Annotated in this window: 21 protein-coding genes; 11 read left to right on the plus strand and 10 right to left on the minus strand. The window is 69.6% G+C overall.

Annotated features, from left to right (window positions below; translation table 11 throughout):
* Positions 1–45: 45 nt before the first annotated feature.
* The 4 genes from AC1DHY_RS09475 to AC1DHY_RS09490 all read right to left on the minus strand — a co-directional run bounded on the left by AC1DHY_RS09475 (position 46) and on the right by AC1DHY_RS09490 (position 3,179).
* Positions 46–1,167 carry a YihY/virulence factor BrkB family protein gene (locus tag AC1DHY_RS09475; RefSeq protein ID WP_476877876.1) on the minus strand — a complete coding sequence of 374 codons (1,122 nt, stop codon included), beginning with the start codon at positions 1,165–1,167 and terminating at the stop codon, positions 46–48.
* An 81-nt stretch (positions 1,168–1,248) separates the two neighbouring features.
* A complete protein-coding gene (locus AC1DHY_RS09480) occupies positions 1,249–1,845 on the minus strand; it encodes a DUF3618 domain-containing protein (protein WP_476877875.1) in 597 nt (198 codons plus the stop codon).
* A 15-nt stretch (positions 1,846–1,860) separates the two neighbouring features.
* Positions 1,861–2,292, minus strand: a complete 432-nt coding sequence (locus AC1DHY_RS09485) for a phage holin family protein (protein WP_476877874.1) — start codon at positions 2,290–2,292, stop codon at positions 1,861–1,863.
* Positions 2,289–3,179: a hypothetical protein gene (locus tag AC1DHY_RS09490; protein WP_476903523.1), complete on the minus strand. Its 891-nt coding sequence runs from the start codon at positions 3,177–3,179 to the stop codon at positions 2,289–2,291. Before AC1DHY_RS09490 ends, AC1DHY_RS09485 begins: the two co-directional genes overlap by 4 nt.
* A 182-nt stretch (positions 3,180–3,361) precedes the next feature.
* On the opposite strand from AC1DHY_RS09490, the gene AC1DHY_RS09495 reads away from it, so the two are divergent.
* A complete protein-coding gene (locus AC1DHY_RS09495) occupies positions 3,362–4,318 on the plus strand; it encodes a spermidine synthase (RefSeq protein ID WP_476878159.1) in 957 nt (318 codons plus the stop codon).
* 28 nt (positions 4,319–4,346) lie between these two features.
* Here AC1DHY_RS09495 and AC1DHY_RS09500 read toward each other — a convergent pair whose 3' ends face one another.
* Positions 4,347–5,264, minus strand: coding sequence for a LysR family transcriptional regulator (locus tag AC1DHY_RS09500; RefSeq protein ID WP_476878158.1), 918 nt, complete (start codon positions 5,262–5,264; stop codon positions 4,347–4,349).
* Between the two features lie 133 nt (positions 5,265–5,397).
* On the opposite strand from AC1DHY_RS09500, the gene AC1DHY_RS09505 reads away from it, so the two are divergent.
* Positions 5,398–6,777 (plus strand): MFS transporter, encoded by a 1,380-nt coding sequence (locus AC1DHY_RS09505; RefSeq protein ID WP_476878157.1) that lies wholly within the window; start codon positions 5,398–5,400, stop codon positions 6,775–6,777.
* Between the two features lie 63 nt (positions 6,778–6,840).
* Positions 6,841–7,590: a 3-hydroxybutyrate dehydrogenase gene (locus AC1DHY_RS09510; RefSeq protein ID WP_476903524.1), complete on the plus strand. Its 750-nt coding sequence runs from the start codon at positions 6,841–6,843 to the stop codon at positions 7,588–7,590.
* A 130-nt stretch (positions 7,591–7,720) separates the two neighbouring features.
* Here the strand turns inward: AC1DHY_RS09510 and AC1DHY_RS09515 are convergent, their stop codons facing one another.
* The gene (locus tag AC1DHY_RS09515) at positions 7,721–7,978 is read right to left on the minus strand and encodes a hypothetical protein (protein WP_476903525.1); all 258 of its coding nucleotides are present in this window, start codon (positions 7,976–7,978) and stop codon (positions 7,721–7,723) included.
* Positions 7,979–8,342: 364 nt separating this feature from the next.
* Here AC1DHY_RS09515 and AC1DHY_RS09520 point away from each other — a divergent pair, with 364 nt between their 5' ends.
* From AC1DHY_RS09520 to AC1DHY_RS09535, 4 genes are all read left to right on the plus strand, one after another.
* Positions 8,343–9,194 carry an IclR family transcriptional regulator gene (locus AC1DHY_RS09520; protein WP_476878154.1) on the plus strand — a complete coding sequence of 284 codons (852 nt, stop codon included), beginning with the start codon at positions 8,343–8,345 and terminating at the stop codon, positions 9,192–9,194.
* A gap of 154 nt (positions 9,195–9,348) precedes the next feature.
* Positions 9,349–11,046 carry a urocanate hydratase gene (locus tag AC1DHY_RS09525; protein ID WP_476878153.1) on the plus strand — a complete coding sequence of 566 codons (1,698 nt, stop codon included), beginning with the start codon at positions 9,349–9,351 and terminating at the stop codon, positions 11,044–11,046.
* Between the two features lie 34 nt (positions 11,047–11,080).
* The gene (gene hutH / locus AC1DHY_RS09530) at positions 11,081–12,673 is read left to right on the plus strand and encodes a histidine ammonia-lyase (protein WP_476903526.1); all 1,593 of its coding nucleotides are present in this window, start codon (positions 11,081–11,083) and stop codon (positions 12,671–12,673) included.
* 151 nt (positions 12,674–12,824) lie between these two features.
* Positions 12,825–13,061 (plus strand): hypothetical protein, encoded by a 237-nt coding sequence (locus AC1DHY_RS09535; protein WP_476878151.1) that lies wholly within the window; start codon positions 12,825–12,827, stop codon positions 13,059–13,061.
* A 128-nt stretch (positions 13,062–13,189) separates the two neighbouring features.
* On the opposite strand, the gene AC1DHY_RS09540 is transcribed toward AC1DHY_RS09535, so the two are convergent.
* Entirely contained in the window at positions 13,190–13,426 is a 237-nt protein-coding gene (locus tag AC1DHY_RS09540) for a hypothetical protein (protein ID WP_476878150.1), read from the minus strand.
* A 189-nt stretch (positions 13,427–13,615) separates the two neighbouring features.
* Here AC1DHY_RS09540 and AC1DHY_RS09545 point away from each other — a divergent pair, with 189 nt between their 5' ends.
* A complete protein-coding gene (locus AC1DHY_RS09545) occupies positions 13,616–14,920 on the plus strand; it encodes a cation:proton antiporter (RefSeq protein ID WP_476878149.1) in 1,305 nt (434 codons plus the stop codon).
* Between the two features lie 35 nt (positions 14,921–14,955).
* On the opposite strand, the gene hutG is transcribed toward AC1DHY_RS09545, so the two are convergent.
* Both hutG and AC1DHY_RS09555 read right to left on the minus strand, forming a co-directional pair.
* Positions 14,956–15,903, minus strand: coding sequence for a formimidoylglutamase (gene hutG, locus AC1DHY_RS09550; RefSeq protein ID WP_476878148.1), 948 nt, complete (start codon positions 15,901–15,903; stop codon positions 14,956–14,958).
* A 171-nt stretch (positions 15,904–16,074) separates the two neighbouring features.
* Positions 16,075–17,517: an NCS2 family permease gene (locus AC1DHY_RS09555; protein ID WP_476903527.1), complete on the minus strand. Its 1,443-nt coding sequence runs from the start codon at positions 17,515–17,517 to the stop codon at positions 16,075–16,077.
* 112 nt (positions 17,518–17,629) lie between these two features.
* Between AC1DHY_RS09555 and AC1DHY_RS09560 the strand changes: the two genes are divergently transcribed.
* Positions 17,630–18,289, plus strand: coding sequence for a copper resistance CopC family protein (locus AC1DHY_RS09560; protein ID WP_476878146.1), 660 nt, complete (start codon positions 17,630–17,632; stop codon positions 18,287–18,289).
* A 72-nt stretch (positions 18,290–18,361) separates the two neighbouring features.
* Here the strand turns inward: AC1DHY_RS09560 and AC1DHY_RS09565 are convergent, their stop codons facing one another.
* Positions 18,362–19,042, minus strand: a complete 681-nt coding sequence (locus AC1DHY_RS09565) for an FAD-binding protein (RefSeq protein WP_476878160.1) — start codon at positions 19,040–19,042, stop codon at positions 18,362–18,364.
* A gap of 390 nt (positions 19,043–19,432) precedes the next feature.
* Between AC1DHY_RS09565 and AC1DHY_RS09570 the strand changes: the two genes are divergently transcribed.
* Positions 19,433–20,467, plus strand: coding sequence for a universal stress protein (locus AC1DHY_RS09570; RefSeq protein ID WP_476878145.1), 1,035 nt, complete (start codon positions 19,433–19,435; stop codon positions 20,465–20,467).
* A gap of 51 nt (positions 20,468–20,518) precedes the next feature.
* Positions 20,519–23,293, plus strand: a complete 2,775-nt coding sequence (locus tag AC1DHY_RS09575; protein ID WP_476903528.1) for a PEP/pyruvate-binding domain-containing protein — start codon at positions 20,519–20,521, stop codon at positions 23,291–23,293.
* Positions 23,294–23,334 lie beyond the last annotated feature (41 nt).

Raw genomic sequence — 23,334 nt, forward strand, 5'->3', positions numbered from 1 at the left:
CCCAGCGGTGCGTGTGCCTATTACAACCGGCGCGGCCCCCGGCGGCTAGGGGCTTTGGTCCCGCGGACCGCGGCCGCTGTGTTCTTCCCGCAGCTCCCGTCCGCGGCTGATGTCCTCTTCCTCCTTGGCCTGCAGCTTGTCGCTCTGCTTGGTGTCCCGCGGCGGGAGCTGGATGGTCTCCTCGGCCTCGATGCCGGCCTGGAGCTGGCGGCCCCGCTCGGTTTCGGCGTCGAACTCGGCGCCGAACAGCAGCGACATGTTCAGGATCCACAGCCAGAGCAGCGCGATGATCACTCCGCCGATGGCCCCGTAGGTCTTGTTGTAGCTGTTGGAGTAGGCCACGTAGAACCCGAAGGCCACGGAAGCCACCAGGAAGACCACGAGGGCAATGGCTGATCCCATGCTCATCCAGCGGAATTTCGGCTGCTTCACGTTGGGGGTGGCGTAGTAGAGGATGGCAATCGCCACAATGACCAGCACCAGCATCACCGGCCACTTGGCGATGTTCCAGACGGCAAGGAAGGCCGCGCCCAGGCCGATGATGTTCCCGACGGACTCCGCCACGGGCCCGCTGAGCACGAGCATCGCGGCCAGCACTACGACGATCAGCAGGTTGACGACCGTGACGCCGAGCATGGTGCCGCGCAGCTTGAGGAAGGGCCGGCCCTCGTCGATCTCGTACACGCGGTTCATGGCCCGGCCGAACGCCCCGACATAGCCGGAGGCGGACCAGAGTGCGGTGAGGAGGCCGAGGATGAACGTGAGGCCCGCAGCCGGTGAGCCGGCCAGCTCCTCCACCACCGGGCGGAGCGTCTTGACCGTCTCGCCCGGCGCGATTCCCTGAACGATGTCCAGCAGCGCCGATGTGGTTTTCTGGGCGTCTCCGAAGAGGCCCAGCAGGGAAACCAGCGCCAACAGGGCCGGGAAGATCGAGAGCACCGAGTAGTAGGTCAGCGATGCGGCCAGGTCGGGGCACTGGTCTTTGGTGAACTCGCGGAGGGTCTTCTTGGCGATGTACTTCCAGGAGGGCTTGCTGACATCCGTGGGGCGCTCCGGCTTGCGGGAGTCATCCGGTGCGGGCGCAGTGCGGGCTTTGGCGGTGCTGCTCTCGGCGGTTTCGGCGTCGTCCATGGAGCCGGTTTGAGCCGGAGTGTGGTTCTTGGCCATCGGAATCTTCTTTCGTGGTTAAGCGCAGCGGCCGGCTGCCCACACGCGTCAGCGGGGCAGCCGGCCGTCTGCCGGGTCTGGCTAGGCCTGCTGGACGTTGTCCTTGGCGTCGGCCGCGCGGTCCTTCACGTCGGCGACGGCAACCTGGCCCTCGCCCTTGACGTTCTGGGCGGCGTCGGAGGCCGTGGCCTTGACGTTCTCCATGGCGTCCTGGGCAGGCTCCTTGAGGCCCTCGGCCACGTGCTTCGCGGCTTCGGTCAGCTCGTTGGTGAGCGGCTCGGCGGCCGTCTTCAGCGCGTCGGCCGCTTCGCGTTCCTTTTGGCTGGCAGGGACCAGCGAGGACACGAGCAGGCCAGCGCCGAAGGCAATAAGACCGGCGGCGAGGGGATTGCCTTGGGCCTTTACCTTTACCTGGTGCGGCGCGTCGGCGACGGCAGAGCCGGCATCGCTCAGGTGCGCGGCGGCGCTGCCGCCGGCGGAGTGCACGTTGCCGGCCGTGTGGTCGGTTGCTCCCATGACTTTCTCCTTCACTCCGAAGACTGCGTCCTTTACCTTGTCCGTCTGGCGCTGGACGATGTGGGACGGGGTCACTTTGTCCGCGACGGCATCGACGTTGGTGCCGAGCCGGGCGCGGGTTGCTTCGATGTCTGCGCGGATGGCATCCGGGTTTTCACTCATGGTGTTTTCCTCGCTCTAGTGGCTGGGCTTGAGGGTCGGGGGGATCTCCTGGAGGGTCTCCGCCGTCTGCGGCATACCCTTGATGGCCTTCAGTTCCTTGCGCCCCACCGAGGCCAGGACGGCGCCGATGATGCCCCAGAGAACTGCGACGATGACGCCGGACCATCCCAGCCCCATCAGCGTTCCGAGTCCCCACCACAGGGCAAGGGAGAGGAACAGCAGGACGAAGTGGCCGGCAATGCCGGCACCGGCAAACATGCCGCTGCCCTTGCCGGCCCGGCCGGCGGTCTGCTTCAGCTCGGCTTTCGCGAGTTCCACTTCCTGACGCATCAGGGTGGACATGTCCCGCGTAACGTCACCGAGCAGATCGCCCAGGGAGTTGGTTTCGGCTTTGACGTGGGCCTCCGTTGGAGGCATCGGGGCGCCCGTAGGCATCTCGCTGCTCATCGACGGCCTCCGTCGAACGGATCCTTACGGTCGGGATCAATGGCCGGGTCAATACGGTAGGGATCGGCGGCCAGCGGGTCGTTGGCCCACGGGTCCGCCTGCGTGCCGGAACCCTCGAGCGGGCTGGGCGGGTAGGTCTCGGCGCCCGCCGTCGTGGTCTCCGGGTACGTTCCGGCGGCGCCCGCCGTCGTCGTTTCCGGGTAGCTAACCGGCGGCGGGGGGACCGCGACGCCGGCATCGGGAACCCGGGTGATGGGGGCGGCCGGCCGGGTTGACGGGGACGAGGCCGTCGCGGCCGTGTCCGGAGCTCCCGCGCTGAGGCTGCGGCTCAGGCGGCCGGCGAGGATGCCGGCGCCGGCGGCGGCCAGCAGGAAGGTGCCCGGACGCTGGCGGGCGAAGGATTTCACTTCGTTCAGCAGCGACCCAGGGTCACGGTTGTCCAGCCATGAGGCCACTGAGGAGGACTGCTCCGCGGCCTGGCGGATGAGGTCGGTGGCGACGCCGGGCTGGTCCGAGGCTGCGGCCATCGTGTGGAGTTCGTTGGAGATGGAGCGCAGGCCCTCGGCGGCTTTCTGCTGCTGGGTCCCGGCCTGCGCGGTGAGATCGCTCCGGGCCTGGTTAAGGAGGTCCTTGGCGTTGCTCTTGACTTCGCCGGCCACATTCGCGGCCTCGGCCTTCGCCGTCTCGGTCACGTTTTGCGCCGAATCGGCGGCCTGCCGCTTCACTTCGCCGGCCTCGTCCTTGGCGGTGTCCGTCTTGGAGGCCGACCCTGCGGCCGACGGGAAAGTTGTGCTTGGCCGCAGCTCCGGCTCCGCGCCGAACTGGGTACCCGCTGGCGCTCCCGGGGTGCCGTAGCCGCTGTCCTGGGGCCACTGGTTCTCTGTCATCGTCGCTCTCTTTCCTTGTAGATCTGCCGCCGGGGAGGAGCACCGGCAGCGCCGAACGCGAATAGTAAGCATGATTACCTTTAGATGGTAAGCATGCTTGGCATCTGGTTGCAAGGTCCATTTTGAAATTGCTGGGTTCCCGCCGGTTAGGGTTGAAGCATGGACGGAACGGCGGGCGCCTGATGGCAAAGCGGGGCAGGGCGGCCGGCCGCAACGCCGGAACCTCGACGCCGGGAGTGGTGGATGCGCCCAAGGGCACCCGCCCGGACGGTCCCGCCGCGGGCGTCTACTACATCGACACCGGCGACTGCGAGCTGATCCCGGACCAGGACAATTCCACCGGGTGGCTGCTGCGGATCAACGGCGTGATGAGCTCCCACATCGACCTCGCCGATCCGCTGTTCCTCGACTTCGAATACATGCGCTGGATCGCGGCCCTGGTGGAATCTCGCTGGCCGCCGGCGGGACGGCCCAAGCTGCGCGGCCTGCACCTGGGCGGCGGGGCGTGCTCGCTGGCACGCTACTTCCATGCTGCCTATCCGGAGGCCCGCCAGGTGGTGGTGGAGCTGGACGGCAAGCTCGCCGAGTACGTCCGCGGCTGGTTCGACCTCCCCAAGGCCCCGCTCCTGCGCCTGCGGGTGGGCGAGGCGCGGGAAGTGACCGAGGCCCTCACGCCACAAACGCGGGACCTCATCATCCGGGACGTCTTCGCCGGCTCCGTCACCCCGCGGCCCCTGACCACCAGCGAGTTCACCGCCCACGCCCGGCACGTCCTGGCCCCGGGCGGGATCTACGTGGTGAACTCCGGCGACGCCCCGGCCCTGAGCAACGCCCGCGAGGACGCCGCCACCATTGCCGCGGCCTTTGCGCACACCATGATCATCGCCGACCCCGCCATGCTCAAAGGCCGGCGCTACGGCAACATGATCATCGCCGGCAGCGACCTGCCGTTCGACGAGGACCCGGGCCTGGCCCGGCGCCTGCTGGGCGGCGCTGTGCCCGCCCACATCTGGAACGACGCCAAGGTCCGGGCCTTCGCCGGTGGTGCCGCCGTCCGCCACGACCCCGAAGCCCCGGCGTCCCCGGCGACGGCACCGGCGGCACCCGGCCCGACGCCGTCGTCGCCGACTGCTCCGTAACTGCCCTTTTTACGCCCCAAAACGGCGCCTACGGAGCAATCGATGCGTAGCCGCCGCGCCCCATGAGCGCTTCGCGGTGGGCGTCCGTCTGCTCACGCAGGGCCTGGACGACGGCGGCCACTGCCGGCCGGCGCATTGAGTCCGGCCGCAGCACCATCCAGTAGGGGAGCCGCTCCGCGAACTCGTCCGGCAGCAGTCTGACCAGGTCCGGGTGCAGGTCCGCGGCGAAGCACGGCAGGAAGCCGATTCCGGCCCCGGCGCGGGTCGCTTCAACGTGGACAAACACGTTGGTGGAGCTCAGCCCGTCCCGCATGGTCGGCACCAGCCGCCGCGGCGCATCGAGGTCATCAACCTGCAGCATGGAGTCCACGAAATACACCAGGGGGTGCGCCTTCAACTCCTCCACCGAGGCCGGGGTTCCGTACTCGGCCAGGTAGCTGCGCGAGGCGTACATGCCCAGCATGTACTCGCCCAGCCGGGCCGCCTCCGCCCGGTGCACTTGTGGCTCGCCGACCACCACCTCGATGTCCAGCCCGGAGCGCTGCTGCAACGCCCGCCGCGTCACCGTGATGATTTCGACGCTGAGCCCGGGGTGGTGCCGGCGGAGCCGGGCCACCGCCGGGGCGGCGATATAGGCGCTGAAGCCGTCGGTGGCCGTCATGCGGACGACGCCGGTGACCGGGTCCGGCGTCGTTCCGGGCTGCTCGAGCGACCGCACCGCGCCCTCCACCTGTTCCGCGACGGCGACGGCGGCGGCGCCGAGCTCGGTCAGCTCCCAGCCGCCGGCGGCCCGGGACAGCACCCGGCCGCCAAGGGCCTTCTCAAGGGTCGCGATCCGGCGGGAGACGGTGGTGTGGTTCAGGCCCAGGGCCTGGGCCGCCGTCGTGAATTTTGCCGAACGGGAGACGGCCAGCAGGACCAGCAGGTCATCCGGGTTAGCGTTCATATCTGCAATTCTGCACATACATGGTGCCGCTTTGGCCATTGAACCGCTCTAAATCTGCGGCAATACTCGATGAAGCCCATTTTCAGTGCCGTGCATCACAGCGCGTGTCATCGTGGACACTAAGGAGATCGACATGAGCGTAGACCAACGCTCCGCAACACCCCCCGCCGCAGCCCCCAAGGGTGCAGGCCTCAAGAAAATCGTCGCCGCATCCATGGTTGGCACCGTCGTGGAATGGTACGAATTCTTCCTCTACGCCACCGCCGCCACCCTGGTGTTCGGCAAGTACTTCTTCCCCGCCTCCGGCAACGAGCTCGACGGCATCATCCAGGCCTTCCTGACCTACGCCGTCGGTTTCGTGGCCCGCCCGCTCGGCGGCGTCGTCTTCGGCCAGATCGGCGACAAGCTGGGCCGCAAGCCCACCCTGCAGCTGACCATTGTCATCATTGGCGTCTCCACCTTCCTGATGGGCTGCCTGCCGGGTTTCGTCGACATCGGCTACCTCGCCCCGGCGCTGCTGGTTGCGCTGCGCTTCATCCAGGGCTTTGCGCTCGGCGGTGAATGGGGCGGCGCCGTGCTGCTCGTGGCCGAACACAGCCCCAACGAGTCCCGCGGTTTCTGGTCCAGCTGGCCCCAGGCCGCCGTCCCTGTCGGCAACCTGCTGGCCACCCTGGTCCTGTTCATCATGTCCAACGTCCTGAGCGCCGCCGACTTCCTCGGCTGGGGCTGGCGCGTGGCGTTCTGGCTCTCCGCGGTGATCGTGTTCGTCGGCTACTACATCCGAACCCACGTCTCCGAGTCGCCGATTTTCCTTGAGGCCAAGGCGCAGCTCGAGCAGGAGCAGGCCGTGAGCTTCGGGGTCCGCGAAGTGATCCGCAAGTACCCCAAGGGCATCCTGCAGGCCATGGGCCTCCGCTTCGCCGAGAACATCATGTACTACCTCGTGGTCAGCTTCGCGATCGTCTACCTGAAGTCCGTCCACAAGTACGACACCTCCTCGCTGCTGCTGGCCCTGCTGATCGCCCACGTTATCCACTTCCTCGTAATCCCGCAGGTGGGCCGGCTGGTGGACAGCTGGGGCCGGAAGCCGGTCTACCTGGTCGGCGCCATCACCGGGGCCACCTGGCCGTTCTTCGCGTTCCCGATGTTCGACACCCGCAACCCGGTGATCATCGTGCTCGCGGTGACGATCGGCCTGTGCCTGCACGCCTTTATGTACGCCGGCCAGCCCGCCCTGATGTCCGAGCTGTTCCCCACCCGGATGCGCTACGCCGGCGTCTCCCTCGGCTCGCAGGTCACCTCGATCTTCGCCGGCTCGCTGGCGCCGCTCCTGGCCACGGCGTGGCTGAAGGACACCGGATCCTGGCTGCCCACCGCCATCTACCTCGTTGTCGCGTGCGCCATCACCACGGTGGCCGTGCTCAGCCTCAAGGAAACCAAGGGCGTCGCCCTCGAGGACGTTGACCGGGCCGACGCCGAACGCGAAGGCCTGGCCGTCGCGGCCAGCCGCTGACCCGCATCACCCCGACGTGCTTGACTCTGATCACGCTGAATCTCTGAACTGGAAGGCTGGGTAATGGAAAATACGCTCAACGGCCGCAAGGCCTTGGTCACCGGCGGTGCAGGCGGGATCGGCGCGGCCAGCGTCCGCGCCCTCGCGGCAAGGGGAGCGAAGGTGGTGGTCGCCGACGTCGACGAGGCCGCCGCTACCGCCCTCGCCGACGAGGTGGGCGGCACCGCCTGGGCCGTCAACCTGCTCGACGTCGAGGCCCTGCAGACGCTCAGCCTGGACTGCGACATCCTGGTCAACAATGCCGGGATCCAGCGCATCAGCCCGATCGAGGAGTTCGATCCGGCCGACTTCCGCCGCATCATCACCCTCATGCTGGAAGCGCCGTTCCTGCTGATCCGCGCCGCGCTGCCGCACATGTACGCCAACGGGTTCGGCCGGATCATCAACCTCTCCTCGGTCCACGGGCTCCGGGCCTCGCCGTTCAAGGGGGCCTACGTGTCCGCCAAGCACGGCCTCGAGGGGCTCAGCAAGGTCACGGCCCTGGAAGGCGGCGCCCACGGGGTCACCTCGAACTGCATCAACCCCGGCTACGTCCGCACCCCGCTGGTGGAGTCGCAGATCGCCGACCAGGCCAAGGTACACGGCATTCCCGAGTCCGAGGTGCTGACCAAGATCATGCTTACCGAGGCCGCCGTCAAGCGCCTGGTGGAGCCGGAGGAGGTCGCCTCCCTGGTGGCGTGGCTGGCCTCGAACGACGCCGGTATGGTCACCGGCGCCAGCTACACGATGGACGGCGGCTGGTCCGCCCGCTAACCCTGCGCAACAGGGATCGGCTGCAGACCCGCCCGGGCATTCCTGCCCGGGCGGGTCTTCCGTCTTAAGGCCGGGGCGGCCGGAGTGGCCGGGTGGCCTTGCGGTCCTCCCGGCGGGCCCGCCTGCCCGCCTATTCGGCGGACCGCACGTCCCGGTAATCGAAGAACATCAGGGTTCCGGCCGGTGTCCCGGGGATGCGCAGCCCCACGAACGGTGCCCTGACCGCCACCACGGTCCCCTGCCGGCGGCCATTGAAGGGGTCGTCGCCCACCACCACCTGGCCGATCCGGAACGGGACCCGCTCGCCGCGAAGAGTGTGTGCGGCGCGGCCAAGGACCCGGCCGAGCCGTCCCGCAGACCGCGTGCCTGCCGTCTGTGAATGACCCATGGGAGTGCTCCTTGCCCGCGAACCGACATCCTTCGCGGGGGCCCGGCCCGGGTGATGCGGGCTCCCCAGCCTGACCGCCGCCGTTCCGGTGCCCCCGTGCAGCCACCCTAGGCTCCGGTCCCACCAGTCACACGAGTAACGTTTACCCCTTCCCTGCCCGGCACCACTTGGGCGGCGGCGCGGGATACTTGGACGCTGCGCCCGCTCCGGAGGCTCCGGCCGCGGAGCTTCCTTCCGCCCAGCAGGCAGCAGGATTGTCTGGGATTCCAGACACGCGTGCGAACGGGATCCTCCCGGCTGGCACCATCCGGAGGCATGCTTAAGTACGGGATACCGGACACCGGCCGATGCTGAAGAGGACCACATGACCACCACCACCCTGCCCGCGGAGGCACCCGCCGTCGAGCCTAAGGCGGCAGCCGCCAGGCCCGCCTCCAAGGTGCCAGCGGCCGAGAACACGCTGCGCATCCTGAAACTGCTGGCCTCCAAGCGCGGGCCGATGGCGGCGTCGAACATTGCCACGTCCCTGGGGCTGCCGCGCTCCAGCGTCTACCACCTGCTGGGGGTGATGGAGGCCAACGGTTTTGTGCTGCACCTGCACGAGGAGCAGCGCTACGGGCTCGGCATCAGCGCCTTCGAGCTCAGCTCCGCGTACTCCCGGCAGGAACCGCTCTCGCGGCTGGGCCGGCCGATGCTCGCGACACTCGTGGATGTCATCGGCGAGAGCGCCCACCTGGCGGTGCTGCACGGCCGGGACGTGCTCTACATCGTGGAGGAGCGGGCCAAGAACCGGCCCTCCCTCGTGACCGACGTCGGCGTCCGGCTGCCCAGCCACCTCACCGCCAGCGGCCGGGCCATCCTGGCCGCGCTGCCGAAGTCCCAGGTCCGGGCGCTGTACCCGAACGCCGCGGCCTTCAGTGCCCGGCATGAGACGGAAACGCCCATTACCAAGTACTCGGTGCTGTCCTCCCACCTGGACCAGGTCCGGCAGCGGGGCTACGCCACCGAGCACGGCGAGGTGACCCCGGGATTCGGATCGATCGCAGCCGCCGTCACCGACCACACCGGCTGGCCGACCGCCGCCGTCGCCGTCACATTCCTGGAGGACAAACTGCCCGCCGAACAGTGGCCGGTCCTCGCCGCGCGGGTCAAAAAAGTCGCCGATGACCTCTCCGTCCGGATCCACGGCCGCCCCAGCCCCACCAGCGCGCACTAGGCTCCGTTCCGGGTCCGGGAACCGGCGCTTTAGCGCGGCCGGTCGGGTCTGGCATTCCGGACAGTACCCGTTTGAACCCCCTGTTTCCGGTGCGGCCGACAGGCTTTAGTTGATACAGAACCTCTTCCCGAACACCAGATACGAAGGAGCCACCATGGCACCCGCCGATTTCACCACCGGTGCCCGCCCGGTCAAAGCAGCCCGCGGCACCACGCTCAGCGCCAAGAGCTGGCAGACCGAGGCCCCGCTGCGGATGCTGATGAACAACCTGGACCCCGAGGTGGCAGAACGCCCGGACGACCTCGTGGTCTACGGCGGCACCGGCCGGGCCGTCCGCTCGTGGGCGGCGTTCGACGCGATCACCCGCACCCTGGAAACCTTGGAGAAGGACGAGACCCTGCTGGTCCAGTCCGGCAAACCCGTCGGTGTCTTCCGGACCAACGAATGGGCGCCCCGCGTACTGCTGGCCAACTCCAATCTGGTCGGCGACTGGGCCAACTGGCCCGAATTCCGCCGCCTCGAGGCCGAGGGCCTCATGATGTACGGCCAGATGACCGCGGGCTCCTGGATCTACATCGGCACCCAGGGCATCCTGCAGGGCACTTTCGAAACCTTCGCCGCGATCGCCCGGAAACTCACCGGGGACGAGAACGGCACGCTCGCGGGCACCCTGACCCTCACCGGCGGCTGCGGCGGCATGGGCGGCGCCCAGCCGCTCGCCGTCACCCTCAACGACGGCGCCTGCCTGATCGTCGACGTCGATGAGACCCGCCTGCGCCGCCGGGCCGGCAAGCGCTACCTCGACGAGGTCGAGACCGACCTCGACACCGCGATCGCCAAGGTCCTCAAAGCCAAGGAAGAACGCCGCGGCTGGTCCGTGGGCTACGTCGGCAACGCCGCCGAGGTCTTCCCCGAAATCCTGCGCCGCCACAACGCCAGCGAGCTCACCGTGGACATCGTGACGGACCAGACCTCCGCGCATGACCCCCTGAGCTACCTGCCGGAGGGCATCACCGTCGAGGAATGGCACCGCGAGGCCGCCGCCGATCCCGAGGGCTTCACCAAGAAGGCCCAGGCGTCCATGGCCAAGCACGTCCAGGCCATGGTCGAATTCCAGGACGCCGGGGCCGAGGTCTTCGACTACGGCAACTCCATCCGCGACGAGGCCCGCAAGGGGGGCTACAACCGTGCATTCGAGTTCCCCGGCTTCGTCCCGGCCTACATCCGGCCGCTGTTCTGCGAGGGGCTCGGCCCGTTCCGCTGGGTGGCACTCTCCGGCGACCCGGAGGACATCGCCGTCACGGACAAGGCCATCAAGGAACTCTTCCCCGAGAACAAGCACCTGCACCGCTGGATCGACGCCGCCGGCGAGCGCGTTGAATTCGAGGGCCTGCCGGCCCGCATCTGCTGGCTCGGCTACGGCGAACGCGCCAAGGCCGGCCTGCTGTTCAACCAGCTGGTCAAGGAAGGCAAGGTCAAGGCCCCTATCGTGATCGGCCGCGACCACCTGGACTCCGGCTCCGTCGCCTCCCCGTACCGCGAGACCGAGGCGATGGCCGACGGCTCCGACGCGATCGCCGACTGGCCGTTGCTCAACGCCCTGCTCAACACCGCCTCGGGCGCCACCTGGGTCTCCCTGCACCATGGCGGCGGCGTCGGCATCGGCCGCTCCATCCACGCCGGCCAGGTCTCCGTCGCCGACGGCACCGACCTCGCCGCGCAGAAGCTCGAACGCCTCCTCACCAACGACCCCGGCATGGGCGTTATCCGCCACGCCGACGCCGGCTACGACCGCGCCGTCGAGGTCGCCAACGAACGCGGCGTCCGCATCCCCATGTTGGAAACCCGCTAACCCAGCCCCCACCCTCAAATTTAGGAAGGTCGCAATGACCCTCACCACCCACTCACCGCTCACCGTCACCCTCGGCTCCAGCGGCGTGACCCCCGAGGACGTCGTCGCCGTCGCCCGCCTCGACGCGCACGTAACCATCGCCCAGGACGCCCTCGACGCCGTCGCGAAGGTCCGCGCCCACATCGACGACCTCGCCCACAGCGACGTCCCCGCCTACGGCATCTCCACGGGCTTCGGGGCGCTGGCCAACCGGCACATCCCCGGCGAACTGCGCACCCAGCTGCAAAAGTCGCTCATCCGCAGCCACGCCGCCGGTATGGGCCCGGCCGTGGAACGCGAAGTGGTCCGCGGCATCATGTTCCTGCGCGCCAAGACCCTCGCCTCCGGCCGCACCGGGGTCCGTCCCGTGGTGCTGCAGACCATGGTGGACGTCCTGAACGCCGGCATCACCCCCGTGGTCCGCGAATTCGGCTCCCTCGGCTGCTCCGGCGACCTCGCCCCGCTCTCGCACTGCGCGCTGGTCCTTATGGGTGAAGGCGAAGCCACTGGCCCGGACGGGGAACTGTACGGCGTAAAGGGTGCCCGCCCGGTCGCCGAGCTCCTCGCCGCGCACGGGATCGAACCGGTCACCCTGGCCGAGAAGGAAGGCCTGGCGCTGGTTAACGGCACCGAGGGCATGCTCGGCATGCTGCTGATGGCCATCGCCGATCTCCGCCAGCTGCTGACGACGGCGGACATCACCGCCGCGCTCAGCGTCGAGGCGCTGCTCGGCACGGACCAGGTGTTCCTGCCCGAGCTGCACGCCGCGCTCCGGCCGCATCCGGGGCAGGCCGCCTCGGCGGATAACATGCTGCGGGTCCTGTCCAACTCTCCGATTGTGGCCTCGCACCGCATCAACGACACCAAGGTCCAGGACGCCTACTCGCTCCGCTGTGCACCCCAGGTGGCCGGCGCAGTCCGCGACACCGTGGACCACGCGGCCCTGGTGGCCTCCCGCGAGCTCGCCGCCGCCATCGACAACCCCGTGGTGCTCCCGGACGGCCGGGTCAGCTCCAACGGCAACTTCCACGGCGCCCCGGTGGCCTATGTCCTGGACTACCTGGCCATCGCCGTCGCGGACCTGAGCTCCATCGCCGAGCGCCGCACCGACCGGATGCTGGACCCGGCCCGCTCACACGGCCTCCCGGCATTCCTCGCCGCCGATCCCGGCGTCGATTCCGGCCTGATGATCGCCCAGTACACGCAGGCCGGGCTGGTCTCGGACAACAAGCGGCTGGCCGTACCGGCGTCAGTGGACTCGATCCCGAGCTCGGCGATGCAGGAGGACCACGTCTCCATGGGCTGGCACGCGGCCCGCAAGCTCCGCCGCGCGGTGGAGAACCTGCGCCGGGTCCTCGCGATCGAACTGGTGACCTCGGCCCGCGCGCTGGACATCCGGACACAGCTCTCCGGCGGGGAGCTCACCCCGGGCCCGGCCGGCGCCGCCGTCATCGACGTGCTGCGCTCCGTGGTGGAGGGCCCGGGCACGGACCGGTTCCTGTCACCCGAACTGGAAGCGGCGGACGTGCTGGTCGCCTCCGGGAAGGTCCGGGCGGCCGCCGAATCCGCCGTCGGAAATCTGGCCTGACGGCAAAGAAAATACGCGGCATGCGGGGATTTCCCGGCGCCCCCGAAATGTTCGGCGACACGGTCGGCGGGGGCCCGGGAAGTGTAGTAAAAATATGAGTAAGCCCACACCAAAGATGTTGTGGCAGGAACCTACAAAGGGGTAGAAGTTCATGAAAGCACGCGGGACTGTCCTGTCCAGGCGCACGGCGTTCGCCGCCACGGTTTCCGACTGGAAAAGCCTGAAGGCGGGTGACCGGGTGGAAATCCTGAAGCACGCCCAGGTGCTGTCGGCCGGGGAAGTCGAAGAAGTGTCATCCAGCGGCAACGTGCTGTGGCTGGTGCCGGGCACCCCGTCCGAGGCGCAGCTGTTTTTGAAGTCCGACGGCGTGCAGGTGCGGCGCAGCTAGGTACCTGCAGGTATCTGCGGCGAAGCAGCGCGGCTCAGCGCGGCCGGGCAAAAACGAAGGGCCGGTGGGGGAGTATCCCCACCGGCCCTTCGTGTGTGCCGCCAAACTGGTTCGCGTGTGCCGCCAGACTAGGCGGCGATGTCCTCGTGGGTTTCACCGAAAGGAACCGTTTCGTCGAGCGCTACCGTGTAGGCGCCCGGCTCGTGGCGGGTAACCCGGATCCCGCAGCGGCGGTCCTGGACGGCCGACGCGATAAGGGTGTTGACGGCCTTCTCGAGGCCGTGGTGGACCTCGTGGGCGCTGGCAAACGAGAGCTTGATCGACGTGGCGTCAGAGGCCTGGGTCTGCATGGTGTGTGTGTTCATTAACTGGTCTTTCCTAGAATCAGGCCGGTTGGCCACCCTACATTCTAGTCTGTCCGGCGTGGCGTCCCCGCCCTGAGCAGATAGTGTGCAGAAGGCGGTATATGTTTTGAGGCGAGGGGCGCCGTTCCGTTGGAACGGCGCCCCGACCCATTCCGGGCCGGCGCCCGGGATCGGAAGGAGAACGCACGCATGTTCGATGCTCCCAGTATTGTCTTCGCCGCGGCCGGTGTTGCCGTGTTCATCGCGGCTGTCCTGCCCAAACTGCTGCGCAACGCGCCCCTCTCGATGCCCATGGTGTTCCTGGGCGCCGGCATGCTGGCCTTCACCGTAATTCCGTCACTGCCGGACCCCGACCCGCTGCAACACGGGGAATTCGTCACCCACCTGACAGAAGTGTGCGTCATCATCTCCCTTATGGGCGCCGGGCTGGCGCTCGACCGTCCGCTCGGCCGCCGGGCGTGGTCCACCACCTGGCGGATGCTCGGCCTGGCCATGCCGCTGTGCATCGTCGGCCTGACGCTGCTGGGGCTCTGGTTCCTGGGCTTCGGCCTGGGCGCGGCACTCCTGGTGGCCGCCGCGCTCGCCCCGACCGACCCGGTCCTCGCCTCCGAGGTGCAGGTGGGGGAGCCGGCCGACGAGGAAGGGGAAACCGAGCGCGAGGACGAGATCCGGTTCGGTCTGACCTCCGAGGCCGGCCTGAACGACGGCCTGGCGTTCCCGTTCGTCTACCTGGCCATCGCGATCAGCCTGGCCGGCGCCGGGACGACGGACTGGCTGGGGCACTGGTTCGCCATGGACGTGCTCTGGCGGATCGGGATCGGCGTGGTGCTGGGTCTGGGAACCGGGAAACTCCTGGGGCGCCTCTTCTTCGGGGCCCGGCACGAGAGCGTGCGGCTCTCCGACCACTCCGAGGGGTTCGTGGCGCTGGCGGCGACGTTCCTGGCCTACGGCGTGACGCAGATGCTGGAGGGCTACGGGTTCGTGGCGGTCTTCGTCTGCGCCGTCACCATCCGGGCCGCCGAGCGCACCCACGGGTTCCACCGGGTGATGCACTCCTACGTCGAGCAGCTCGAGCGGCTGATGACCGTGGTGATCCTGGTGCTCCTGGGCGGGTCGATCGCCCGCGGCCTGCTGGCCGGCATCGGCTGGGCCGAGGTGCTCGTGGCGCTGGCCTTCCTGCTGCTGGTGCGCCCGCTGGCCGGCTGGGCCGGGCTCGCGCGGGGCAAGACCGGCCCGCGGGAACGGACCGCCATTTCCTTCTTCGGCATCCGCGGCATCGGCTCGCTCTACTACCTCGCCTTCGCCCTCGGCCACGGGAACTTCAGCGCGCAGGCCGAACAGCTCTGGGCGTTCGTGGGGCTGGTGGTGGCCCTGTCGATTGTGCTGCACGGCGCCACGACCGCGCCCGTGATGAACCGGCTCGACCGCCTGCGGCAGCGCCGGGCCGTCGAACAGCACGGCGACGAGGGCCAGGCGCCGCACACGGCCATCTGATCCCCTGATCTCTCGGGCCTGGCCCGGGCTGGCGGTTAGCGCAGGAGGGTGTTGATCAGCCGGGCTGCGACCTTGGCGGTGCGGCCATCGACGTCGAACTCCGGGTTCAGTTCCGCGACGTCAAGGTGCAGCAGCTTCCCGCTCGCGGCGACCTGCCGGCAGACGGCGCTGATCACCGGCAGCGGGACACCGTACGCGGCCGGGGCGCTGACGCCGGGCGCCACGGATGCCGGGAGCACGTCCAGGTCGATGGTCAGGTACAGGGCGTCCACCCGGTCCAGGAAACCCGCCACGAAGTCCTGCACAGCGTCCGGTGCGCAGTCCTCGTCCAGCAGGTAGTCCACCCCGAGTTCCGCGGCCGTCCGGAACAGCGCAGGGGTGTTGTTGGGCTCGGAAATTCCGACGACGGCGTACTGCAGTTCCCTGCCCGCGGCGGCTTCCGCCCGGGCCATCTGGAGGAACGGGGTTCCCGAGCTGGGCACCGGTTCGTCGCGGAGGTCGAAGTGGGCGTCCATGTTGAGCACGCCCAACCGGACGCCGCCGCGGACGGCCGCGGAACCGGCGACGCCGAGGTAGCTGGCGAACGCGGTCTCGTGCCCGCCGCCCAGGACCACGGGCAGTGCACCGGCGTCGAGCAGCCCCGTGATGGCGCGGCCCGCCCGCTCCTGCCCGGCCTCCAGGGCGTCCCCGTCCACGGTGACGTCGCCGGCGTCGAGGACGTCCCGGTCCAGGTGGAAGGCCAGCGGGCCGAGGGCGGCGCGGATGGCGGCCGGCGCGGCCGCCGCCCCGGTCCGGCCCTTGTTCCGGCGCACCCCGGCGTCGCTGCCGAAGCCGAGGATGACGGCCGGCCGCGCCGCGGCGAGTCGGTCCGCGGTGCAGGGCGACACCGCCTGCCACCAGCGGCGGTGTTCAGCGCCGTCGCCGTCGAACCTGCCTGTCCAGGGCTGCGGCGGGACATCGGTGAGGGGGGCGGCGGAAAGCATGCTCCAAGCTCACCGCAGCCGGGCCCGGAAAGCCAGCAGCGCCGCCGTCGGGGTGTCCGAAATCCCGGAAACCACGCTTAAACGCCGCCGAGTCGGCACTTCGCAGCGATGTTTTGGCGAAACACTGCCGCGAAGTACCAACTCGGCGGGCGGGAAGGCGGAAGCCGGGTCCTAGTGGATACCGAGCGCAGCCTCGATGGTGCCGATGCCGAAGAACAGCAGGAAGGCGGCGGCCACGGCCCACATCAGCGGGTGCACTTCGCGGGCACGGCCCTGGACCAGGCGGATGACGACGAAGGAGATGAACCCGGCGCCGAGGCCGTTGGCGATCGAGTAGGTGAACGGCATCAGGGTGAAGGTCAGGAAGGCCGGGATCGCGATGCCCCAGTCCTGCCAGTCGATCTTGCCGACCTGGGAGACCATCATAAAACCGACGACGACGAGCGCCGGGGCCACGGCCTCGAACGGCACGAGGTTGATCAGCGGGGTGAAGAACATGGCAACCAGGAACAGCAGGCCTGTGACGATCGAAGCCAGGCCGGTGCGGGCGCCTTCGCCGATGCCGGCGCCTGACTCAACGTAGATCTGGTTGGACGAAACGGACGCGCCGCCGCCTACGATCGCGCCGAGGGCATCGATCTGCAGGACCCGGTCCACGTTGGGGATGTTGCCGTCCTTGTCGATGGTCCCGGCCTCGGTGGCCAGGCCGACCATGGTGCCCATGGCGTCGAAGAAGATGCTCAGCAGGATCACGAAGGCCAGCAGGGTCGCGGCCACCACACCGAGGTGCTCGAAGGCGCCGAACGGGTTGGCCTTGCCGATCAGGGAGAGGTCCGGGGCGGCCCACTCGGTGAACTTGGGCGCCACCAGGGACCAGCCCTGCGGGTTGAAGTTCTTGCCGTCGAAGCTGGGGCCGATGTGCAGGGTGAATTCCAGGATCACGGACAGGATGGTGGAGGTGATGATGCCGATCAGGATGGCGCCCTTGACCTTGCGGACCACCAGGGCGATGGTCAGGATCAGGCCCACCACAAACACCAGCGTGGGCCAGCCCAGGAGCTTGCCGTCAAAGCCGAGGCCCACCGGGACGGTGGTGCCCGCGACGTCGGGGATGCGGCGGACGAAGCCGGCGTTGACCAGGCCGATCAGGGCGATGAACAGGCCGATGCCCACCACGATCGCCGTTTTCAGCCCCTCCGGGACGGCCTTGAACACGGCGGTCCGGAAACCGGTCAGCACCAGGATCAGCATGGTGACGCCGGAGAGGACCACCAGGCCCATCATGTCCGGCCAGGTCAGGCCCGGGTTGGTGGCGACCGTGACGGCCACGAACGCGTTGACGCCCAGGCCGGTGGCCAGCGCGAAGGGGTGCTTGGCCCAGGCCCCCATGAGGATGGTCAGGATGCCGGCCACAAAGGCGGTCACGGCGGCCACGGCCGCGAAGCCCAGGGTTCCGCCGGACGAGTCCGGGCCGGAGAGGATCAACGGGTTCAGCACCACGATGTAGCTCATGGCGAAGAAGGTGGCGAACCCGCCGCGGATCTCGCGGGAGAAGTTCGACCCCCGCTCGGAAATCTTGAAATACCGGTCGAGTGCAGAGCCCTGCTTAAGCATTGGTCCTCCGGGAGGGAAAAGGGGTGTTAGCTAAATCCTATTAGGCGTGACGGCGCCCACCCGCCAAACTCGCCTAGTCTGTAAGGAAGCCAACACGAGGAGCGGGCCTGCCATGCGTTTCATCCGAAAACTTCCGGGCGCCCTGCTGGGCCTCCTTACGGTGGCGGTGGTCCTGCTGGGCACCGCCCTGCTGGGTGCCGGTCCGGCGTCGGCCCACGACGCCGTTGAGTCGACCAGCCCGGCTGCGAACGCGACAGTTCCCGTTCCGCCGGCCGCGGTATCGCTAACCCTCAGCAACCATCCCCTGGCGCTCGGCACCCAGATCAAGGTCAACGACGCCGGCGGAACCAACTGGGCCGACGGCGCGGCGGAGATCGTGGACAACGTGGTCTCGCAGAAGCTCAAGTCGGGCGCTCCGGCCGGCGCCTACACCGTGCAGTGGCGGGTGGCCAGCTCGGACGGGCACCCGATCGACGGTACCTTCACGTTTACGGCCACCGCAGCGGCCGGAGGTTCGACGGCGGGAGCCGGAACCGCGGGCGGGTCGGTTCCGACCCTGGGCACCGCGCCCCCGGGCACCACCATCGCGCCCACGCAAGTGCCCGACGCCTCCCAACCCTTCCCCTGGAGCATCGTGCTGTTCGTCGCCGTGGCGGTCGGCATCCTGGTGACGCTGGGGCTGATGGCGAAGCGGCGCCTGAAGGACGGCGACGACGGCGAGGCTGACGCTGCCGGCGACGACGGCGGGACGGACGTTAGCAGCAAAAGCTGACGGAGGCGCAGGGACGCCGATAGCAGCAGCTGGCGCCAGCGGGCGGCGACCGGCGTCGGAAGAGTCGGGCTCTCAGGCCGGCAGGGCCAGCCCGCCGGACAGCAGCGCCGGCATCCCCTCCGGGTGGACCTTCGCCGAAATCGCCTGCCCCACCAGCTTGGCCTGACGCAGGACTTCCTTCGGCGTCGGCGTAATCAGCTCGCCGACCCCCACGAGGTACATGCCCAGCGCGTGCATGGCGGCCATCAGGTTTTGTCCCGCGGCGACCCCGAGCTCGGCCAGCATGCGGCGCAACTGGCTGTGCGCGCAGCGTGTGAGGACCAGATGGTCCGCGTACAGGACGCCATTGGGGGTGCTCACGGCCCACTGCTGGGCCGGGCCCGGCAGCCCGGGCGCGTCGAAACCGGCGCCCTGGAACCCGCTGAATCCGTCCGCGGCGAATCCGCCGTCGGCCTCCAGGTGGTCCAGCTGCAGGGCGCGGACGTTGCTGCGGATATCGAGGTTGTGGCTGGCAGCGTAGTTGCGCAGGTGCCGGAGGATCTCGTTGCGCTCGCGCAGGGACGCGGCGTCCGCGGCGTCGCACCGCTGCAGCGATGAGGTGTTGGCCGGATTCCCGGCCCCGAGCAGGTCCAGCCCGTCCACCACAATGGCGCCGACGCCGCGGCGCTGCAGCTCACTGGCGACCGCCAGACCGGACAGACCCGTACCGATGACCACAGTGTTGGTCCGCTCGATTCCGCCGCACACAGGCATGCTCGACACTCCGGGGTCCTCCTCGAAAAATGGGTCATCCCGGGCCAGTGCCCGGAACGCCTCTCCGCCAATCCGTCCGGTCGCGCTCCCAGGGAAGTCGGCGATCTGAAAGACGAATCTCGGTTCGGCAATGCCTCAGAGAATACCCAAGATTGTCGGCCGTGCCTAGGGGGTCATCAGACGTGCTTGTTTGCCCCGGAACCGCGCGGATTTTGCGGCCTCGCGCCGGGCGGCGGAGCCCCTCCGGCCCCGAATCCCCGCGTATGTGTGCCGGCGGCCGGCCGTGTAAACACTGGGTAAACCTTGCCCGTGCCCCCGATGGCGCCCGCGGCAGGACTGATCTGGCAGAATAGCCGCAACACAGCCACGTAACGCGAGGAGGCGGACCCCATGGCCCGAGAACAGGTGCATCCGGATCCGGTGGGCGATGCCCCCGGCGAGCGCCCCGCGCCCCGGGGAATCGTGGTCGGCGTGGACGGCTCGGACCACAGCCACTGCGCCCTGGTGTGGGCTGCCCGCGAAGCCGAGCGTCGCCAGCGGCCGCTGCATATTGTCACCGCATACTCCGTCCCGGTCTTCGCGGCATCCGGCCTGGACGGCGGCTACGCCACGGTGGACGACTCGGTGATCCGCGAGGGCGCAGAAGCCATCCTGAAGCAGGCACTCGACAAGGTGGCCCGCTACAACATTGAAGTCGACGCCTCGGTGGAAAACGGCGACGCCTCCGGGGTCCTGCTGGAGATGACCGAAACCGCCGAGCTGCTGGTCTTCGGCACCCGCGGCCGGGGCGGTTTTGTGGGCCGGCTGCTCGGTTCGGTCTCCAGCGCACTGCCCGCCCACGCCAAATGCCCCACGGTGACCGTGCCGCTGATATGCGGTGACCGGCTGGGCGAGACCACTGACGACAAACACGTCCGGGCCGAGCGGGAGAAGTCCGGCCGGCAGCTCGTTGAAAACGTGGTGGTGGCGGGCGTCGACGGCTCCGAACAGGCCCGGGTGGCGGTCCTCGAGGCCGCGGCCCAGGCCGAACGCCTCAGCGCGCCGCTGCGCCTGGTGTGCGCCGTCCCGCAGTACAGCGGCTCTCTGGCCTGGGTTCCGGCCCCGATGGACCGCGAAGCCCTGTTCGCCGATATCCGGGTCCAGCTCGACGCGGGTGTCGCCTGGCTCAAGAGCCACTACCCGCGGCTGGAGGTCACCACCCAGCTGGTCGACGGGTCCCCGATCGACATCCTGGTCGAGGCCAGCCGGCACGCCGAGCTGGTTGTCGTGGGCACCCGCGGCCGCGGCGGATTCGCCGGGATGCTCCTGGGATCCACCTCCGACGGCATCCTGCACCACGCCAAGGGCCCCGTGATGGTGGTCCCGGACCGGGAGGACCCGCGGCTGGCCGACAGGCCCAGCTTCGGACCCATGCTCGGGGACTAACAGCCCCGCACCCCGGGACAGGCGCTTTCGCAGCGAAGGAAGGAGCGGCAGATGGGCCAGTCACCCGTTCCCGGCGGGCCGCGGCCGGAGCCCCGGCTGGTCCTCGGCCTGGAGCAGGCCGCACTGCTGCCGGAGGTCGGCGGCAAGGGCGCCAACCTCGGGGAAATGATCCGTGCCGGGCTCCCGGTCCCGGCGGGCTTCTGCCTGACCACCCGGGCGTACCGGCAGGCGACGTCGTCCGCCGGCCTGGACGCCGTCCACGCCGCACTGGCCGCGGCCGCCCCGGACGACCTCCCGGCGCTCGCCGCACTGGCCGCCGACGCCCGCGCCCTGGTCCTGGCCGCGGAGATGCCGGCCGATATTGCCGGGGCCGTCCGCGACGCCTACGCCGCGCTGGGACCGGGCGCCGCCGTCGCAGTCCGGTCCTCGGCCACCGCCGAAGACCTTCCCTTCGCCAGCTTCGCCGGGCAGCAGGACACCTTCCTGAACGTTGTCGGGGCCGACGACGTCCTGGCCGCCGTGCGGCGGTGCTGGGCCTCCCTCTGGACCGACCGCGCCGTGAGCTACCGCGCCACCCACCGGATCAGCCCGGACACGGTGTCGCTGGCCGTGGTGGTCCAGACGATGGTGGACGCCACCGTGGCCGGCGTCCTGTTCACAGCCAACCCTGTCACCGGCCGCCGGCACGAGGCGGTGATCGATGCCAGTCCGGGCCTCGGCGAGTCGGTGGTGTCCGGGGCCGTCAACCCGGACCACTTCGTCGTCGACAGCGCGACCCGCAGGATCCTGGAGCGCCGCATCGGCAGCAAGGGCGTGGCGATCCGGGCGCTGCCGGGCGGCGGCACCGAGCGGATCGTCCAGCCGGCCGCCGGCGCGGAACCGTGCATTGACGACGCCGGACTGCTGGCGCTCGAGCTGCTGGGCCGCCGTGCGGAACTGCACTTCGGTGCCCCGCAGGACATCGAATGGGCAATCGATGACGCGGGCGGGGTGTGGCTGACGCAGTCACGGCCGATCACCACCCTGTATCCGCTGCCCGAGCGGGCCGCCGTCCACAACGGAACCCGCGTCTACTTGTGCTTCAGCCTGGCGCAGGGCCTGACCCGGCCGCTGACCCCCATGGGACTGGCGGGCTTCCGGCTGATCGCCGCGTCGGTGGCACGGGCCGCGCACTTTGAGGTGCCGGTACCCCACGACGGTCCGCCACCCTACGTCCAGGCCGGGCAGCGGCTGTTCTTTGACCTGACCGCGGTGGCGCGCAGCGGCGTCGGGCGGGCTATTGTTCCGCGGGTCTTTGACGTCATGGAGGCCCGTTCCGCCACGGTGCTGCGCGGCTTGTTCGATGACCCGCGGTTCTCGGTGACCAGCAGGTCCCCGTGGCGGCTGCTGAGGCACGTGGTCCCCGTGGCGGCGCGGGCCCGGGTCCCGGCGTCCCTGCTCCGGGCGCTGTTCCGGCCGAATGCCGCGCTGCGCCGGGTGGAGGCGTTCGGTGAACGCTTCCGCGCCGCCCTGGTGGTTCAGGCCGGTTCGACGGCGGAGCAGCGGCTGGACCACGTGGAGCGCATCCTCGGCCGTGAATTGTTCCCGGTGGTGCCCAATATCCTGCCGGTGCCGGCGCTGGGCTTTGCCCTGCTGGCCGCCGCCGGGAAGCTGCTGGGCTCCGCCGCCGGGCCGGGGGCGCTGCAGCCGGTCCTGCGCGGGCTCCCGGACAACGTCACCACGGAGATGGACCTGGCCCTCTGGCACCTCGCCATGGCCATCCGGGAGGATGCCGCCGGGGCCGCCGTGTTCGCCGAGGCTTCTCCCGGCGCCGGGGTGCAGGAGCTCGCCCGGCGCTACCGCGAACACGCCCTGCCCGCCGTCGTGCAGTCCGGGCTGGCCGGTTTCCTGGGCCGTTACGGGCACCGGGCCGTGGCCGAGATAGACCTGGGGATGCCCCGCTGGTCCGACGACCCGGCGCACATCCTCGGCGTCCTGGCCAACTACCTGCGGCTGGAGGACCCGGACCAGGCCCCGGACCGGCAGTTCCGCAAGGCTGCGCGCGAGGCCGAGGCGCAGGTGGACCGCCTGAGCGCGGCTGCGGGACAGCGGAGCAGGCTGCGGGGTGCACTGGTGCGCGCTGCGCTCCGGCGCGTCCGGATGTTCGCCGGCCTGCGCGAACTCCCGAAGTACCACATTGTTGAAGCGCTCGCGGCGGTGCGGGCGCAATTGCAGGCCATCGGCAGCGACCTGGCGGCGGCGGGCCGTATCGGGGCCGCGGACGACGTCTTTTTCCTCGACCTGGTGGAGGTCCGGGCAGCACTCGCCGGAGAGGTGCTGCACCAGCTGGTGGCCCGGCGCCGTGAGGCCTACGACCACGAACTTGGCCGGCGGCACATCCCCCGGGTCCTTCTTTCGGACGGGACCGAACCCGAGGCCGTGCAGTCCGGCGCTGCCGGGGGAGGGGCAGGAGTACCCGGTGTGCTGACGGGCAGTCCTGCCTCGGCCGGCACGGTAAGCGGCGCCGCCCGCGTGATCCTGGAGCCTCTCGGGGCGCGGCTGGAGCCCGGCGAGATCCTCGTGGCACCCTCCACCGACCCGGGCTGGACCCCGTTGTTCCTCACGGCCGGCGGACTCGTGATGGAAATGGGCGGCCCCAACTCACACGGCGCCGTCGTCGCCCGGGAGTACGGCATCCCGGCCGTGGTCGGCGTCCCCGACGCCACCTCGCTGATCACAACCGGGCAACGCGTCACGGTCGACGGCGCCGCCGGAACCGTGGTCCCGGAGCCGCCGCCGGCCGCCGGCCGGCCCGCTGCGGGGCCGCCGGAGGAATCTGTCCGCTGACGGTCGCAGCCGTCCGTTCCGGGCGTACTGTTGATTTATGA

Source organism: Arthrobacter sp. 05L44, from assembly GCF_056397605.1.